The 16039-nt window shown below is 70.2% G+C and carries 15 protein-coding genes and 1 pseudogene; 14 read left to right on the top strand and 2 right to left on the bottom strand.

Features of this window, described 5'->3' with window-relative positions:
* Together AC067Z_RS28270 and AC067Z_RS28265 are read left to right on the top strand one after the other, a co-directional pair.
* Window positions 1–192 (top strand): annotated as a pseudogene (locus AC067Z_RS28270) (vitamin K epoxide reductase family protein); the annotation flags it as partial.
* A gap of 45 nt (window positions 193–237) precedes the next feature.
* Window positions 238–1593: a replication-associated recombination protein A gene (locus tag AC067Z_RS28265; RefSeq protein WP_478792447.1), complete on the top strand. Its 1356-nt coding sequence runs from the start codon at window positions 238–240 to the stop codon at window positions 1591–1593.
* 4 nt (window positions 1594–1597) lie between these two features.
* Here the strand turns inward: AC067Z_RS28265 and AC067Z_RS28260 are convergent, their stop codons facing one another.
* Entirely contained in the window at window positions 1598–2293 is a 696-nt protein-coding gene (locus tag AC067Z_RS28260) for a DUF2470 domain-containing protein (protein WP_478792446.1), read from the bottom strand.
* A gap of 188 nt (window positions 2294–2481) precedes the next feature.
* On the opposite strand from AC067Z_RS28260, the gene rpsD reads away from it, so the two are divergent.
* Window positions 2482–3096: a 30S ribosomal protein S4 gene (rpsD, locus tag AC067Z_RS28255; protein WP_478792445.1), complete on the top strand. Its 615-nt coding sequence runs from the start codon at window positions 2482–2484 to the stop codon at window positions 3094–3096.
* Window positions 3097–3118: 22 nt separating this feature from the next.
* Here the strand turns inward: rpsD and AC067Z_RS28250 are convergent, their stop codons facing one another.
* The gene (locus AC067Z_RS28250) at window positions 3119–5305 is read right to left on the bottom strand and encodes an ATP-binding protein (RefSeq protein WP_478792444.1); all 2187 of its coding nucleotides are present in this window, start codon (window positions 5303–5305) and stop codon (window positions 3119–3121) included.
* Between the two features lie 159 nt (window positions 5306–5464).
* Here AC067Z_RS28250 and AC067Z_RS28245 point away from each other — a divergent pair, with 159 nt between their 5' ends.
* The 11 genes from AC067Z_RS28245 to aroQ all read left to right on the top strand — a co-directional run bounded on the left by AC067Z_RS28245 (window position 5465) and on the right by aroQ (window position 15961).
* Window positions 5465–5896, top strand: coding sequence for a DUF948 domain-containing protein (locus AC067Z_RS28245; RefSeq protein WP_478792443.1), 432 nt, complete (start codon window positions 5465–5467; stop codon window positions 5894–5896).
* A gap of 5 nt (window positions 5897–5901) precedes the next feature.
* The gene (locus AC067Z_RS28240) at window positions 5902–6333 is read left to right on the top strand and encodes a hypothetical protein (protein ID WP_478792442.1); all 432 of its coding nucleotides are present in this window, start codon (window positions 5902–5904) and stop codon (window positions 6331–6333) included.
* Window positions 6333–9002: an alanine--tRNA ligase gene (alaS, locus tag AC067Z_RS28235; protein ID WP_478792441.1), complete on the top strand. Its 2670-nt coding sequence runs from the start codon at window positions 6333–6335 to the stop codon at window positions 9000–9002. Before AC067Z_RS28240 ends, alaS begins: the two co-directional genes overlap by 1 nt.
* Window positions 9002–9472: a Holliday junction resolvase RuvX gene (gene ruvX, locus AC067Z_RS28230; RefSeq protein WP_478792440.1), complete on the top strand. Its 471-nt coding sequence runs from the start codon at window positions 9002–9004 to the stop codon at window positions 9470–9472. The genes alaS and ruvX overlap by 1 nt, the downstream gene beginning before the upstream one ends.
* A gap of 105 nt (window positions 9473–9577) precedes the next feature.
* Complete coding sequence (gene mltG, locus AC067Z_RS28225; RefSeq protein ID WP_478792439.1) at window positions 9578–11317, top strand: endolytic transglycosylase MltG; 1740 nt, start codon at window positions 9578–9580, stop codon at window positions 11315–11317.
* On the top strand, window positions 11307–12143 hold the full coding sequence (locus AC067Z_RS28220) for a shikimate dehydrogenase (RefSeq protein WP_478792438.1): 837 nt from the start codon (window positions 11307–11309) through the stop codon (window positions 12141–12143). Before mltG ends, AC067Z_RS28220 begins: the two co-directional genes overlap by 11 nt.
* A gap of 51 nt (window positions 12144–12194) precedes the next feature.
* On the top strand, window positions 12195–12533 hold the full coding sequence (locus tag AC067Z_RS28215; RefSeq protein ID WP_478792437.1) for a hypothetical protein: 339 nt from the start codon (window positions 12195–12197) through the stop codon (window positions 12531–12533).
* A gap of 161 nt (window positions 12534–12694) precedes the next feature.
* Window positions 12695–13879 (top strand): chorismate synthase, encoded by a 1185-nt coding sequence (gene aroC, locus AC067Z_RS28210; RefSeq protein ID WP_478792436.1) that lies wholly within the window; start codon window positions 12695–12697, stop codon window positions 13877–13879.
* Window positions 13876–14433, top strand: a complete 558-nt coding sequence (locus tag AC067Z_RS28205) for a shikimate kinase (RefSeq protein WP_478792435.1) — start codon at window positions 13876–13878, stop codon at window positions 14431–14433. The genes aroC and AC067Z_RS28205 overlap by 4 nt, the downstream gene beginning before the upstream one ends.
* Complete coding sequence (aroB, locus tag AC067Z_RS28200) at window positions 14430–15524, top strand: 3-dehydroquinate synthase (protein ID WP_478792434.1); 1095 nt, start codon at window positions 14430–14432, stop codon at window positions 15522–15524. The genes AC067Z_RS28205 and aroB overlap by 4 nt, the downstream gene beginning before the upstream one ends.
* Window positions 15521–15961, top strand: coding sequence for a type II 3-dehydroquinate dehydratase (gene aroQ, locus AC067Z_RS28195; RefSeq protein ID WP_478792433.1), 441 nt, complete (start codon window positions 15521–15523; stop codon window positions 15959–15961). The genes aroB and aroQ overlap by 4 nt, the downstream gene beginning before the upstream one ends.
* The last annotated feature ends 78 nt before the right edge of the window (window positions 15962–16039 follow it).

Here is a 16039-nt window from a genome sequence, read left to right as displayed (position 1 = left end):
TCGCTGGCGTGGGTCGCCACGATCGTCATGTTCTGGTACGTGACCTCGCACAACGTGCGTCACGGGCTCCTGCCCGCGCCGGGCTGGCTGCGCGGCTTCTTCGACGAGTTCACCTGGGTCGTGCCGGTGCTGCACATCGGGATCATCGGGATGCTGATCCTGACCCGGTGGTGGGACTTCTGGACCGGCTGACCCGGCCCGCGGGGACTGTCAGAGCTCTGGCATAGGCTTCACGACGTGGAGCCCGACCTCTTTACCGCAGCAGCCGAAGAACGCCAGGAGAAGGACCCGACCACCAGCCCGCTGGCGGTCCGGATGCGCCCGCGCATCCTGGACGAGGTCGTCGGCCAGCAGCATCTGCTCAAGCCGGGATCCCCGCTGCGCAGGCTGGTCGGCGAGCAAGGATCCGGGCCGGCAGGCGCGTCCTCGGTCATCCTCTGGGGTCCGCCCGGTACCGGCAAGACGACCCTCGCCTACGTCGTCTCGAAGGCGACCAACAAGCGCTTCGTCGAACTCTCCGCCATCACCGCGGGGGTCAAGGAGGTCCGCGCGGTCATCGACGGCGCCCGTCGTGCCGCCGGCGGCTTCGGCAAGGACACCGTCCTCTTCCTCGACGAGATCCACCGCTTCTCGAAGGCCCAGCAGGACTCTTTGCTCCCGGCAGTGGAGAACCGCTGGGTGACACTGATCGCCGCCACCACGGAGAACCCGTACTTCTCGGTGATCTCCCCGCTGCTTTCCCGCTCCCTGCTCCTCACCCTGGAACCGCTGACCGACAACGACATCGGTGCCCTGCTGGACCGGGCGCTGGCCGAGGAGCGCGGACTCGGCGACGCGGTCACGCTGCCCGAGGACGCCCGCGGTCATCTGCTGCGCATCGCGGGCGGCGACGCCCGCCGGGCTCTGACCGCCCTGGAGGCCGCGGCCGGTGCTGCTATCGACAAGGGTGAGCAGGGGATCACCCTGGAGACGGTGGAGGAGACGGTCGACCGGGCGGCGGTGAAGTACGACCGGGACGGCGACCAGCACTACGACGTCGCCAGCGCCCTCATCAAGTCGATCCGTGGCTCGGACGTGGATGCGGCGCTGCACTATCTGGCGCGCATGATCGAGGCGGGGGAGGACCCGCGGTTCATCGCCCGCCGGCTGATGATCTCGGCGAGCGAGGACATCGGTCTCGCGGACCCGACGGCCCTGCCGACGGCGGTCGCCGCGGCCCAGGCAGTCGCCATGATCGGTTTCCCGGAGGCCGCGCTCACCCTCAGCCACGCCACGATCGCCCTCGCGCTCGCCCCGAAGTCGAACGCCGCCACCCTCGCGATCTCCGCCGCCCAGGAGGACGTGCGGAACGGGAAGGCCGGGCCTGTACCGCCCCATCTGCGCGACGGTCACTACAAGGGCGCCGCCAAGCTCGGTCACGCCAAGGGATACGTGTATCCGCACGACGTCCCGGGCGGCATCGCGGCCCAGCAGTACGCACCGGACGCGGTGCACGGCCGCCGCTACTACGAGCCCACGCGCTACGGCGCCGAGGCGCGGTACGCGGACGTGGTGGAGAAGGTGCGCGGGCGGCTGCGCGGGGAAGAGTCGTAACCCTTCAGCCCGCAGCGGCCTCGAAGAGCGTGTGCATCGCCCGGCGCAGCTCCGTGATGTCCCGCACCGGAGCGGGGAAGTCGAACCGCACGTCGAACGGCTGCTCGCCGGTGAAGCGCACCCGCAGGCCGAACCGGTCCAGAGCGAGGGGCACCGCACGTCGGCGGCTGCCCGCCGCATCGTTCGCCCGCTCGCCCACCAGTCCCGCGAGCTCATGCACCTGGTCGCCGTGCGCGGAATCCAGATGTTGCAGAAGCTCGGTCTCGTGCGTCACGAGCGGGTCCACGGACGCCAGGGCCAATGCCTCGGCGTCCACCGCGGAGGCACCCCACAGATCGTCGACGCTCGCCTCGCCGACCTCCAGGCGCAGCATCATGCAGCCTGGTTCGGTCGCGAGGCCGGGAGCGCAGGTCAGCCAGCCGCTGACCCAGGCGCGGCCGCGGATACGATGGGGGACGGCGACGGGTGCGACGTCGGTGATCTCCAGGACGGCCGAGAGTTCGTCGTCCTGTGCGTGGGTGGCTGCCCGTACGACGGGTGAGTCGGCCGGGAAGAGCAGGAACACCTCGCCGTCGGTGCCGAACGCCCGCGCCTGGGGGCTCAGCTGCTCGGGCCGCGCGCTCTCCACCCCGGGAACGAGCAGTACCGCCGAGCATGTACTCTGTACGAGAGTTCGTGTGCGCTCGGCTGCTGACGGCATTCGAGTGATTTCAAGCCCGCTGGGACGCGGCTGACCATGAGCTGATCGGACCTCCGTCACCTCCACGCTCGAAGAAGCGTCGGTGTTCGTCGTGCTGTCCGTGATGCGCTTGGTGTTCCCAGGGCGAGACATGCGATCTCCTTGAGTAAGGTGAGCCTAACCTAACCTACAACGGAGGTCTGGAGAACGTGCCTAACCAGTCGCGTCCCAAGGTCAAGAAGTCCCGTGCGCTCGGTATTGCGCTGACGCCGAAGGCCGTCAAGTACTTCGAGGCCCGCCCCTACCCGCCGGGCGAGCACGGCCGTGGCCGCAAGCAGAACTCGGACTACAAGGTCCGTCTGCTCGAGAAGCAGCGTCTGCGCGCCCAGTACGACATCAGCGAGAAGCAGATGGCGCGTGCCTACGACCGCGCCAAGAAGGCCGAGGGCAAGACCGGCGAGGCGCTGGTCATCGAGCTCGAGCGCCGCCTCGACGCCCTGATCCTGCGTTCGGGCATCGCCCGCACCATCTACCAGGCCCGTCAGATGGTCGTCCACGGCCACATCGAGGTCAACGGTGGCAAGGTCGACAAGCCGTCGTTCCGCGTCCGTCCCGACGACGTCGTGATGGTCCGCGAGCGCAGCCGTGAGAAGGCGCTCTTCCAGGTCTCGCGTGAGGGTGGCTTCGCCGCCGACGGTGAGACCCCCCGCTACCTGCAGGTCAACCTGAAGGCCCTGGCGTTCCGCCTGGACCGCGACCCGCAGCGCAAGGAAGTTCCGGTCATCTGCGACGAGCAGCTGGTCGTCGAGTACTACGCCCGCTGATCCAGGCATAGCGCACAGCGTTTCAGCCCGCCGCTTCCCCGCCGTTTCCGGTGGGGGAGCCGGCGGGCTCTCGCGTTTCCCGGGCCGAGGGGCCATCGCCACGCCGCCGGGCCGGACGGGGAGGTCTCTGCTCCGGCAGGGCCAGCGAGCGCCGCACCGTCGCGTCGAGGGACAGCGCCCCACCCTCCCGCGCGCATTCCTCGTACCGCGCGGAGCCCAGCACCTGGCGGGTCTGCTGCTCGCACATCGCGCGCGGCGCACCGAACATGGCCGAGCCGAACAGCGGCACACCCACCGACTCCCACACCGGGGCGGCAGCACCCTGCAGCACCGCGGCCTCCGCCGGCTCCCCCTCGCTCGCGGTCACCAGCGCCAGCAGCTCGATCGCGAGCACGAGTCCCACCATGTCGTTGAACCGGTGATCGATGGCGATGCACTCCGACAGCAGTGCCCGGGCGCGGGCGTTTTCGCCCTCGCTCCAGGCGGCGTAGGCCAGCACATACAGCGCATAGGCCCGCGTCCACCGCTCACCGCGCTCCTCGCAGACCTCCCGCACCTCCTCGCACAGGGCGACGGCCGCGTCCAGCCGGTTCTGGAAGGCAAGTGTCATCGCCAGCTCCACCCGGCCCATCAGGACGTTGCTGTTCAGCTCGCCCACCGCGTCGTACGCGGCGAGCGCCGTGCGCAGGAGGCTCTCCGCGCGCGGCATGTCGTCGGTCAGGAGTGCCAAGCAGCCCTTGCGGTGCACCGCGTACGCGCCGGCCACCTGGTTCCCGACGAGTTCCGCGCCCTCCTCGCACTCGTACAGGGCCGCGGCCGCCGCCGCGTTGTCGCCCTGCAGGACCGCGACGTAGCCGAGCACCCACAGCGCCTTCAGCCGTGACTCCGCGTGCGCGTTGTCGTGCGCGAGGGCGCGGTCCAGCCAGTGCCTGCCCTCGGCGAGACGGCCGCAGCCCACCCAGGAGAACCAGAGCGTGCCCGCCAGATACTGGCCCAGATACACCTCCTCGGGGCGCTCCAGGCAGAGTTCGAGCGCTGCCCGCAGATTCGGCAGCGCACTGTCGGTGACGGCCGCGACCTCGGCCTGGCGTGGGCTGAACCACTCCAGCTCGCACCAGGTGGCCAGTCCCATGTACCAGTCGCGGTGGCGTCGGCGCACGCGCTCGTCGTCGCCGAGCGCCGCCAGCCATCCCGCGCCGTACTCACGGACGGTGTCCAGCATCCGGTAGCGCGGCCCGGCGGGCGTGTCCTCGCGCGTCACGACCGACTGGGCGATCAGCTCTCCGAGCACGTCGAGCACACCGTCCGCCGGCAGCTCCGGCCCGCTGCAGATGTACTCCACGGCCTCCAGGTCGAACTGCCCGGCGAACACCGAGAGCCGCGCCCACAGCAGCCGCTCCTCGGGCGTGCACAGTTCATGGCTCCAGCCGACGGCCGTGCGCAGGGTCCGATGGCGGGGCAGTGCGCCGCGGGCGCCTCCGGACAGCAGCGCGAACCGGTCGTCGACGCGGTCCAGCAACTGGTCGAGGCAGAGTGCGGGCAGACGGCCGGCGGCCAGTTCCAGTGCCAGCGGGATCCGGTCGAGGCGCCGGCACAGCTCCCGCACCCTTGCCATGTCCGCCTCGTCGGCCCGCCACTGCGGCAGGTGACCGGCGACCCGGTCGCGAAAGAGCGCAGCGGCATCGTCCTCGGACATCGATCCGAGGGGGAGTACGCGTTCGCCGTCCACCCGCAGCGGTCGGCGGCCGACCGCCAGGACCTGGACACCGGGCGCGCGCCGCAGTACGTCCCGGACGAGTACGGCGCACTCGTCGACGAGATGCTCGAAGCCGTCGATCACCAGCAGCGTCCGGCGGTCCGCGAGACGTTCGAGCAGCACCTCGCGCGGCGGTCTGCTGGTGTGGTCGGTGACGGCCGCCGACTCCAGGACGGCGTGGGCGAGCAACTGCGGATCGTGCAGCAGCGACAGTTCGGCGAGCAGCACCCCGTCGACGTACCGATTCTGCAGGGTGGCAGCAGCGTGCAGGGCCAGCCGCGACTTGCCGATGCCACCGGTGCCGGTCACCGTGACGAGCCGGGACTCGTCGAGCGTCCAGGTCAGCGCGGACAGCTCGTCGGCCCGACCCACGAAGCGGTTCAGTTCAGCGGGAAGACCGTGCCGGCCGGGCACCTGGTCGTCGGGAGAACCGGATCGAGGGGAGGGCCACATGGGACACGCAGCGTACTCAGTCGTAAGCACTCCGTACAATCGGCTTCCGTGATCACGGCCCCCGCGCACAGCTAATGCGGTATGGGGTGCCACCCCGGGCGCGATAGGGTCGGCATACGACTTTTCAGGTGCCGGACGACAAGCAGAGAGCGGTGCGCAGTGACCGGTGGAGAGGTTGCCGGGATTCTGGTGGCCGTCTTCTGGGCGATCTTGGTTTCCTTCCTCGCCGTGGTGTTGGTGAGGCTGGCCCAGACGCTCAGAGCGACCACCAGACTCGTGGCGGACGTGACCGAACAGGCAGTGCCGTTGCTGGCCGACGCCTCGGCGACCGTGCGCTCCGCGCAGACCCAGCTCGACCGGGTCGACGCCATCGCGAGCGACGTCCAGGAGGTCACCTCCAACGCCTCCGCACTCTCCACGACCGTCGCATCGACTTTCGGCGGCCCGCTGGTCAAGGTTGCCGCGTTCGGATACGGCGTACGCAAGGCGCTGGGCCGCAAGGGCCCGGACGCGCCGCCCGCCCAGACCCGCCGCACGGTGATCGTCAGCCGGACCGTACCGGCGGCACGGCGTAAGAAGCGGAAAGGCTGAGGCGCATGTTCCGCCGCACGTTCTGGTTCACCGCGGGCGCAGCAGCCGGTGTGTGGGCCACCACCAAGGTCAACCGCAAGCTCAAGCAGCTCACCCCTGAGAGCCTCGCCGCGCAGGCGGCGAACAAGGCGCTCGACGCGGGGCACCGGCTCAAGGACATCGCTCTCGACATCCGCTCCCAGATGGTGCAGCGCGAGGCCGAACTGGGCGAGGTGCTGGGCCTGAACGCGACACCCGACGGCGAACTCCCCGCGGCCGGGCGGCGACCGGCCATCGAGCGCACCCGGCCCGCGCAGGTCACCTACCTGCACGACCGGACCAAGTACGCCAAAGACGCAGACGGCAGGACCGACAGTGCCGGCAGGACCGGCAAGAACAACGACACGACCGAGGACCCGTATCCCGGGACCTCGTACAACCGGAATGAGGACCACTGATGGAGTCGGCTGAAATCCGCCGCCGCTGGCTGAGCTTCTTCGAGGAGCGCGGGCACACCGTCGTCCCTTCGGCGTCGCTCATCGCGGACGACCCGACTCTCCTCCTGGTCAACGCGGGCATGGTCCCCTTCAAGCCGTACTTCCTCGGTGAGACCAAGCCGCCGGCCCCGCGCGCCACCAGCGTGCAGAAGTGCGTGCGTACGCCGGACATCGAAGAGGTCGGCAAGACCACCCGCCACGGCACGTTCTTCCAGATGTGCGGCAACTTCTCGTTCGGCGACTACTTCAAGGAAGGCGCCATCGAGCTCGCCTGGGAGCTGCTCACCAGCCCTCAGGACAAGGGCGGTTACGGCCTGGACCCCGAGAAGCTCTGGATCACCGTCTACCTCGACGACGACGAGGCCGAGCAGATCTGGCGCGAGAAGGTCGGCGTCCCCGCCGAGCGCATCCAGCGCCTGGGCAAGAAGGACAACTTCTGGTCCATGGGCGTCCCCGGTCCCTGCGGTCCCTGCTCCGAGATCAACTACGACCGTGGTCCGGAGTTCGGCGAGGAGGGCGGCCCGGCCGTCAACGACGAGCGCTACGTGGAGATCTGGAACCTGGTCTTCATGCAGTACGAGCGCGGCGCCGGTGAGGGCAAGGAGGATTTCCCGATCCTCGGGGACCTGCCGTCGAAGAACATCGACACCGGTCTCGGCCTCGAACGCCTCGCCATGATCCTGCAGGGCGTACACAACATGTACGAGACCGACACCCTGCGCGTCGTCATGGACAAGGCCACCGAGCTGACGGGCGTCCGTTACGGCGACAAGCACGACACCGACGTCTCCATGCGTGTGGTGGCCGACCACATCCGCACGTCCGTCATGCTCATCGGCGACGGCGTCACCCCGGGCAACGAGGGCCGCGGCTATGTGCTGCGCCGCATCATGCGCCGTGCCATCCGCAACATGCGTCTGATGGGTGCCACCGGCCCGGTGGTCAAGGACCTGATCGACGTCGTGATCGACACGATGGGGCTGCAGTACCCGGAGCTGGTCACCGACCGGAAGCGGATCGAGACCGTCGCCCTCGCCGAGGAGGCCGCCTTCCTCAAGGCCCTCAAGAGCGGCACCAACATCCTCGACACCGCCGTCACCGATACGAAGGCCGCCGGCTCCACCGTCCTGCCCGGCGACAAGGCGTTCCTGCTCCACGACACCTGGGGCTTCCCGATCGACCTCACGCTCGAGATGGCCGCCGAACAGGGCCTGACCGTGGACGAGGACGGCTTCCGGCGGCTGATGAAGCAGCAGCGGGACCAGGCCAAGGCCGACGCCCGGGCCAAGAAGACCGGTCACGCCAACCTGTCCGCCTACCGCGAGGTGGCCGACCGCTCCGGCAGCACCGAGTTCACCGGATACGCCTCCACCGAGGGTGAGTCGACCGTGGTCGGCCTGCTCGTCGACGGCGTCTCCTCCCCGGCAGCCTCGGAGGGCGACGAGGTCGAGGTCGTCCTCGACCGCACCCCGTTCTACGCCGAGGGCGGCGGCCAGCTCGCCGACCAGGGCCGGATCAAGCTCGACTCCGGCGCCGTCATCGAGGTCCGTGACGTCCAGCAGCCGGTTCCCGGCGTCAGCGTCCACAAGGGCGTCGTCCAGGTCGGCGAGGTCACCGTCGGTGCCTCGGCCTACGCCGCCATCGACGTACGCCGTCGCCGCGCCATCGCCCGCGCCCACAGCGCCACGCACCTCACCCACCAGGCGCTGCGCGACGCTCTCGGCCCGACGGCCGCCCAGGCCGGCTCGGAGAACTCGCCGGGCCGCTTCCGCTTCGACTTCGGCTCGCCGAACGCCGTCCCCGGCACGGTCCTCACCGACGTCGAGCAGAAGATCAACGAGGTCCTCGCCCGCGAACTCGACGTGCATGCCGAGGTCATGAGCATCGACGAGGCCAAGAAGCAGGGCGCCATCGCCGAGTTCGGCGAGAAGTACGGCGAGCGCGTGCGCGTCGTGACCATCGGCGACTTCTCCAAGGAACTGTGCGGCGGTACGCACGTCCACAACACCGCCCAGCTCGGTCTGGTGAAACTGCTCGGCGAGTCCTCCATCGGCTCCGGCGTGCGCCGGGTCGAGGCCCTGGTCGGCGTCGACGCGTACAACTTCCTGGCCAAGGAGCACACGGTCGTCGCTCAGCTCCAGGAGCTGGTCAAGGGCCGCTCCGAGGAACTGCCGGAGAAGATCGCCGCCATGCTCGGCAAGCTGAAGGACGCCGAGAAGGAGATCGAGAAGTTCCGTGCGGAGAAGGTGCTGGGCGCCGCCGCCGGTCTCGCCGAGGGCGCCAAGGACGTCCGTGGCGTCGCTCTTGTGTCGGGCACGGTGCCGGACGGCACCTCGGCCGACGACCTGCGCAAGCTGGTTCTCGACGTCCGCGGCCGGATCCCGGGCGACCGCCCCGCCGTCGTGGCCGTGTTCACCACCGCCAACGGCCGTCCGCTGACGGTCATCGCCACCAACGAGGCCGCCCGCGAGCGCGGCCTCAAGGCCGGTGACCTGGTCCGTACGGCCGCCAAGACGCTGGGCGGCGGCGGCGGAGGCAAGCCGGACGTCGCCCAGGGCGGCGGCCAGAATCCGGACGCCATCGGCGACGCCATCGCCGCCGTCGAGCGTCTCGTCGCCGAGACGGCTTGATGACCATGCGCAGAGGACGTCGGCTCGCGATCGACGTCGGGGACGCCCGGATCGGGGTCGCCTCGTGCGACCCCGACGGGGTCCTTGCCACGCCGGTGGAGACCGTGCCGGGACGTGACATCCCGGCGGCCCACCGGCGGCTGCGTCAACTGGTCGAGGAGTATGAGCCGATCGAGGTCGTGGTCGGCCTGCCCCGCTCGCTCAGCGGGCGGGAAGGGCCGGCGGCCAAGAAGATCCGGGGCTTCGCACAGGTGCTCGCCCAGGGCGTCAAGCCGATTCCGGTCCGATTGGTCGACGAGAGGATGACCACAGTGACGGCCACTCAGGGGCTGCGTGCTTCGGGTGTGAAGTCCAAAAAGGGCAGGTCCGTCATCGATCAGGCTGCCGCTGTGGTGATCCTTCAGAACGCTCTGGAGTCCGAACGGGCTTCCGGTACTGCTCCGGGAGAAGCCGTCGAAGTGGTTGTCTGATCGCGATACGGTAACGTTCCGCGCGATGCGGCGGTGTTCGAACAGCCGCCGCACGGCAGAGAGGCGGAACGTTCCGCGCCGTCTCGCGGCAGCCCTAGGGGATCGATGACTGAGTATGGCCGGGGCCCCGGCTCCGAACCGTGGCATCCCGAGGACCCCTTGTACGGGGACCAGGGATGGGGAGGCGAGCAGGCTGCGGCCGGCCAAGCTCCGTACGGCGGCCAGCCGCAGCAGCAGTACCCGCAGGCTCAGCAGCAGTACGGCGCGCAGGACCCGTACCAGCAGCAGTACGACCAGCAGCAGTACGACGAGCAGACGCAGTACGCCCAGCAGCAGTACCAGCAGCAGCAGGCGCAGCAGCAGTATCAGCAACAGCAGCAGTACCAGCAGCAGGCGCAGGCGCAGCAGCAGTACCAGCAGCAGGCGCAGTACGACGGGGGCTGGGACACGGGCCAGCACGCGGCCATGCCGTACGGCGCGGACCAGACGGGCGGGTACGGCGGTCATCCCTCCGGTTACGGCAGCCCTCAGGAGGCCGACTACTACGGCACACCGGAGGCGTATCCGCCGCCGCAGCCCCCGGGCAGGCGCGGACAGGATCCCCGACCGGCCCCGGAACCGGCCACCGACTGGGAGGCCGAGGCCCAGCAGGAGGAGAACCACCCCTTCTTCACGGGTGACGACGGCCGCGACGACGACGAGTACGACGACGATCCCCGGGACGCACGCCGGGACGGGCGCCGCGGTGGCGGCCGCGGCGGCGACGGCGGCGGCAAGAAGAAGAGCCGCAACGGCCTGGCGTGCCTGGTGGTCGCCACGGTCCTCGTCGGCGGCTTCGGTGGCATCGGCTACTTCGGCTACCAGTTCTGGCAGAGCCGGGGCGAGGTCGAGGACTTCGCGGGCAGTGGCACCGGCTCCGTCCAGGTGGAGATCCCCAGGGGCGCCGGCGGCTACGAGATCGGCAACATCCTCAAGAAGAACGGCGTCGTCAAGAGCGTCGACGCCTTCGTCGCCGCGCAGGAGCAGAACCCGAAGGGCAACACGATCCAGGACGGCATCTACGTCCTGAAGAGCGAGATGTCGGGTGAGAGCGCGGTCGAGCTCATGCTGAGCCCGGCCAGCCGGAACAACCTGATCATCGCCGAGGGCAGGCTCAACGTTCAGGTCTACGCGGACATAGACAAGCGGCTCGGCCTGAAGGCGGGCACCACGAAGGACGTCGCCGAGAAGAAGGCGGACAGCCTCGGCCTGCCCGCCTGGGCGAAGAACCACGCCGACGTCAAGGATCCGCTCGAAGGCTTCCTCTTCCCTGCCAGCTATCCGGTGGCGAAGGGGAACAACCCCGAGGCAGTCCTCAAGAAGATGGTCGCCCGTGCCAACCAGGAGTACGAGAAGGCCGGCCTGGAGGACAAGGCGAAGGGCCTCGGCCTCAAGAACCCCTGGGAGCTTCTGACCGTCGCCAGTCTGGTGCAGAAGGAGGGCAAGACGCACGACGACTTCCGCAGGATGTCCGAGGTCGTCTACAACCGGCTCAAGCCCACCAACACGGAGACGAACCAGCTGCTGCAGTTCGACTCGGCGTTCAACTACCTCAAAGGTCAGAGCAAGATCGACATCTCTGAGGACGAGATCAACAGCAACCAGGACCCGTACAACACGTACACCCAGAGGGGCCTGACCCCCGGGCCGATCAGCAACCCCGGCAACGAAGCGATCGCCGCCGCGCTGAACCCGACGAAGGACGGCTGGATGTACTTCGTCGCCACCGACGGGGTGAAGAAGACGGAGTTCGCCAAGACGCATGACGACTTCCTGAAGCTGAAGGAAAAGTTCAATGCCAGCTAGGGCAGGGGCGCGCCGCGCGGCGGTGCTCGGTTCGCCCATCGCGCACTCCCTCTCCCCGGTGCTCCACCGCGCCGCCTACGCCGAGCTCGGCCTCTCCGACTGGTCGTACGACCGGTTCGAGATCGACGAGGAGGCCCTGCCGGGCTTCGTGGAGGGGCTCGACGACTCCTGGGCGGGGCTGTCGCTGACGATGCCGCTCAAGCGGGCGATCATCCCGCTCCTCGACGGCATCAGCGACACCGCCGCCTCCGTCGAGGCCGTCAACACGGTGGTCCTCACCGACGACGGACGCCGCTTCGGCGACAACACCGACATCCCCGGCATGATCGCCGCGCTGCGCGAGCGCGGCGTGGACAAGGTGGAGACCGCCGCCGTCCTCGGCGCCGGCGCCACTGCCTCCTCGGCACTCGCCGCCCTGTCCCAGGTGTGCTCCGGCCCGGTCACCGCGTACGTCCGCAGCGCTGCCCGGGCGCACGAGATGCGCGGCTGGGGCGAGCGGCTCGGAGTCGACGTCCGGATCGCCGACTGGGCAGAGGCCGCCGAGGCCCTGCACGTGCCGCTGGTCGTCGCCACCACCCCGGCGGGCACCACGGACGCGCTCGCGGCCGAGGTCCCCGAGCGGCCCGGCACGCTCTTCGACGTCCTCTACGAGCCGTGGCCCACCGCCCTGGCCGCCGCGTGGGCCGGCAGGAACGGTCCGGTGGTCGGCGGTCTCGATCTTCTGGTCCACCAGGCGGTGCTCCAGGTCGAGCAGATGACGGGCCGTTCCCCGGCCCCCCTGGGGGCGATGCGAATTGCCGGTGAACGCGCGCTCGAAGCCCGCTAGTATCTGCGCGTTCGATCAGGAGCACGTCAACAGCACAGGGGGACTCCGGCCATGGAAACCGGTCAGCCGCAGGCGTCGATCGCCAAGAACATCTTCGAGGGCGTCGTCTCGTTCCTCCCCGAGTGGCTGCAGATCCCGCTGCTGTGCCTCTTCATCCTGCTCGTCGTCCTCGGCTGGGCGTCGTCGGTCAAGAAGAAGATCGCCCGGCGCCGCGCGGCCAGGAACCCCCAGCCGGTCGTCGTGCCACAGGGCAGCCAGGGCAGCGGCGCCGACCACCTCGGCCAGTACGCCCCGGCCCGGTCAGGGGCCGCGCAGCCCGCGCCGCAGCAGCCCAGCGGCGCCGACTTCCTCGGCGCCTACGCTCCCCAGCAGCGCCGCGACGCCGACTGACCGCTGTCCAGGGACGTCCGCCTGGTGGACCGGTGGCCGGGCGGCGCCCGCGGACGTGGGAGGATCGGGGGAGGCGGGCCAGGGCAGCGCGCCCCAGCCATCGCTGGAGGTGCCCCCCGGCCGTGCCGTCGCAGTACGAGGCGCGAGCATGAGGAGCACCGTTGAGCAGGTTGCGTTGGCTGACCGCGGGCGAGTCGCACGGACCCGCACTGGTGGCGACGCTGGAGGGTCTTCCCGCCGGTGTGCCGATCACCACCGACATGGTGGCGGACCACCTCGCGAGGCGGCGCCTCGGCTATGGGCGCGGTGCCCGGATGAAGTTCGAGCGCGACGAGGTCACGTTCATCGGCGGCGTGCGGCACGGCCTGACCATGGGCTCCCCGGTCGCCGTCATGGTCGGCAACACGGAGTGGCCGAAGTGGGAAAAGGTCATGGCGGCCGACCCCGTCGACCCCGACGAGCTCGCCCAGCTGGCCCGTAACGCGCCACTGACCCGGCCCCGTCCCGGCCACGCCGACCTCGCCGGTATGCAGAAGTACGCACTCGACGAGGCCCGGCCCATCCTGGAGCGTGCCAGCGCCCGGGAGACCGCGGCCCGTGTCGCGCTCGGCGCGGTGGCCCGTTCGTACCTGAAGGAGACCGCCGGGATCGAGATCGTCTCCCACGTCGTCGAGCTGGCCTCGGCGAAGGCCCCGTACGGCGTGGTGCCGGTCCCCGCCGACGAGGAGCGTCTCGACGCCGACCCCGTCCGCTGCCTCGACGCCGACGCGAGCAAGGCGATGGTCGCCGAGATCGACCAGGCCCACAAGGACGGCGACACCCTCGGTGGTGTGGTCGAGGTCCTGGCCTACGGCGTCCCGGTCGGTCTCGGCTCGCATGTGCACTGGGACCGCAGGCTCGATGCCCGGCTCGCCGCCGCGCTCATGGGCATCCAGGCCATCAAGGGCGTCGAGGTCGGCGACGGCTTCGACCTCGCCCGCGTCCCCGGCTCCAAGGCGCACGACGAGATCGTCGCCACCGACGACGGTATCCGCCGCACCTCCGGACGCTCCGGCGGCACCGAGGGCGGTATGTCCACCGGTGAACTGCTGCGCGTCCGCGCCGCGATGAAGCCGATCGCCACCGTGCCGCGCGCCCTGCGGACCATCGACGTCGAGACCGGCGAACCCGCCGCCGCCCACCACCAGCGCTCCGACGTGTGCGCGGTGCCTGCCGCGGGCATCGTCGCCGAGGCGATGGTCGCGCTGGTCCTCGCCGACGCCGTCGCGGAGAAGTTCGGCGGCGACAGCGTCACCGAGACCCGCCGCAACGTGCAGTCGTACCTCGACAACCTCCACATCCGGTGAGCGGCCCGCTGATCGTCCTCGTCGGGCCGATGGGCTCGGGCAAGTCCACGGTCGGTGAGCTGCTCGCCGACGCGCTGGGCGTCACCTTCCGGGACACCGACGCCGACATCGTCGCCGCCGAGGGGCGGGAGATCTCGGACATCTTCGTGGACGAGGGCGAGCCGCACTTCCGGGAGCTGGAGCGGGCGGCCGTCCGGGACGCCGTCGCCGAGCACACCGGAGTCCTGGCCCTCGGCGGCGGCGCGATCCTCGACGACGGAACCCGCGTGCTGCTCGGCGGCCTCCCCGTCGTCTATCTCTCGATGGACGTCGAAGAGGCCGTCAGGCGCGTCGGCCTCAACCAGGCCCGCCCGCTGCTCGCCGTCAACCCGCGCCGCCAGTGGCGCGAGTTGATGGACGCCAGGCGCCACCTCTACACCGAGGTCGCCCGCGCCGTCGTTGCGACCGACGACCGGACACCTGACGAGGTCGCGCAGGCGGTACTCGACGCGTTGGAGCTCAAGACGGTAATTCCCGGGGGACAGACCCCGGACCCCCGGCAGGAGAAGAAGTGACTGACCAGGCAGTGACGCGTATCCAGGTCGGCGGCACGGCCGGCACCGAGCCGTACGAGGTGCTGGTCGGCCGGCAACTGCTCGGCGAACTGGGCGGGCTGATCGGCGCCAGGACCCAGCGCGTGGCCGTCGTCCACCCGGAAGCGCTCGCCGAGACCGGTGAGGCGCTGCGCGCGGACCTCGCGGACCAGGGCTACGAGGCCGTGGCCATCCAGGTGCCGAACGCCGAGGAGGCCAAGACCGCCGAGGTCGCCGCCTACTGCTGGAAGGCGCTCGGCCAGACCGGCTTCACCCGCACCGACGTGATCGTCGGCGTCGGCGGCGGCTCCACCACCGACCTCGCCGGATTCGTCGCGGCCACCTGGCTGCGCGGCGTGCGCTGGATCGCCGTCCCGACCACCGTGCTCGCCATGGTGGACGCGGCAGTCGGCGGCAAGACCGGCATCAACACCGCCGAGGGCAAGAACCTCGTCGGCGCCTTCCACCCCCCGGCCGGAGTGATCTGCGACCTGGCCGCGCTGGACTCGCTGCCCGTCAACGACTACGTCAGCGGCATGGCCGAGATCATCAAGGCCGGCTTCATCGCCGACCCGGTCATCCTCGACCTCGTCGAGGCCGACCCCGAGGGCGCGCGCACCCCCGCCGGACCGCACACCGCCGAGCTGATCGTCCGTTCCATCCAGGTCAAGGCCGACGTCGTCTCCAGCGACCTCAAGGAGTCCGGCCTGCGCGAAATCCTCAACTACGGGCACACTCTCGCGCACGCCATCGAGAAGAACGAGCGCTACAAGTGGCGGCACGGCGCGGCCGTCTCGGTCGGCATGGTCTTCGCCGCCGAACTCGGACGTCTCGCCGGACGGTTGGACGACGCCACTGCCGACCGGCACCGCGCCGTCCTGGAGTCCGTCGGACTGCCCCTCACCTACCGCGGCGACCAGTGGCCCAAGCTTCTGGAGACCATGAAGGTCGACAAGAAGTCCCGCGGCAATCTGCTGCGCTTCATCGTCCTCGACGGCCTCGGCAAGCCGACCGTCCTGGAGGGCCCCGACCCGGCCGTCCTGCTCGCCGCGTACGGAGAGGTCTCCGCATGAGCCGCCGGACGCTGGTGCTCAACGGCCCCAACCTCGGCCGTCTCGGCTCCCGCGAGCCCGACGTGTACGGCGCCACGTCCTACGCGGGGCTCGTCGAGACCTGCCAGGCGCTCGGCAAGGACCTCGGCCTCGACGTCGAGGTGCGCGAGACCAACGACGAGGGGGAGATGATCCGCTGGCTCCACGAGGCCGCCGACGGATCGATTCCGGTCGTTCTCAACCCAGGGGCGTTCACGCACTACTCGTACGGCATGCGGGACGCGGCGGCCCAGCGGACCGCGCCGCTGATCGAGGTGCACATCTCCAACCCGTACACCCGCGAGGCGTTCCGGCACACCTCGGTGGTCGCCGCCGTCGCCAGTGGCACCATCGCGGGCTTCGGCATCGGCTCCTACCGGCTGGCGCTGCGCGCTCTCGCCGAGGAGCTCGACTCCTGACGCACCCGCGGGCCGCCTTCGAACGGGCTTGCCCGGCTTGCCCCGTGGGGCACTTTCCGCCGCCTTCGGCCGTTGTGA

The sequence above is a fragment of the Streptomyces sp. NPDC043812 genome (assembly GCF_056436245.1).
This window is presented reverse-complemented; position numbering and strand designations above follow the sequence as displayed.

What these genes read in the sequence shown, in the direction of transcription:
- AC067Z_RS28260 (WP_478792446.1), bottom strand. Translation starts at nt 2,293, where the DNA reads ATGCCGTCAGCAGCCGAGCGCACACGAACTCTCGTACAGAGTACATGC.
- AC067Z_RS28250 (WP_478792444.1), bottom strand. Translation starts at nt 5,305, where the DNA reads ATGTGGCCCTCCCCTCGATCCGGTTCTCCCGACGACCAGGTGCCCGGC.
- AC067Z_RS28240 (WP_478792442.1), top strand. Translation starts at nt 5,902, where the DNA reads ATGTTCCGCCGCACGTTCTGGTTCACCGCGGGCGCAGCAGCCGGTGTG.
- alaS (WP_478792441.1), top strand. Translation starts at nt 6,333, where the DNA reads ATGGAGTCGGCTGAAATCCGCCGCCGCTGGCTGAGCTTCTTCGAGGAG.
- ruvX (WP_478792440.1), top strand. Translation starts at nt 9,002, where the DNA reads ATGACCATGCGCAGAGGACGTCGGCTCGCGATCGACGTCGGGGACGCC.
- mltG (WP_478792439.1), top strand. Translation starts at nt 9,578, where the DNA reads ATGACTGAGTATGGCCGGGGCCCCGGCTCCGAACCGTGGCATCCCGAG.
- AC067Z_RS28220 (WP_478792438.1), top strand. Translation starts at nt 11,307, where the DNA reads ATGCCAGCTAGGGCAGGGGCGCGCCGCGCGGCGGTGCTCGGTTCGCCC.
- AC067Z_RS28215 (WP_478792437.1), top strand. Translation starts at nt 12,195, where the DNA reads ATGGAAACCGGTCAGCCGCAGGCGTCGATCGCCAAGAACATCTTCGAG.
- aroQ (WP_478792433.1), top strand. Translation starts at nt 15,521, where the DNA reads ATGAGCCGCCGGACGCTGGTGCTCAACGGCCCCAACCTCGGCCGTCTC.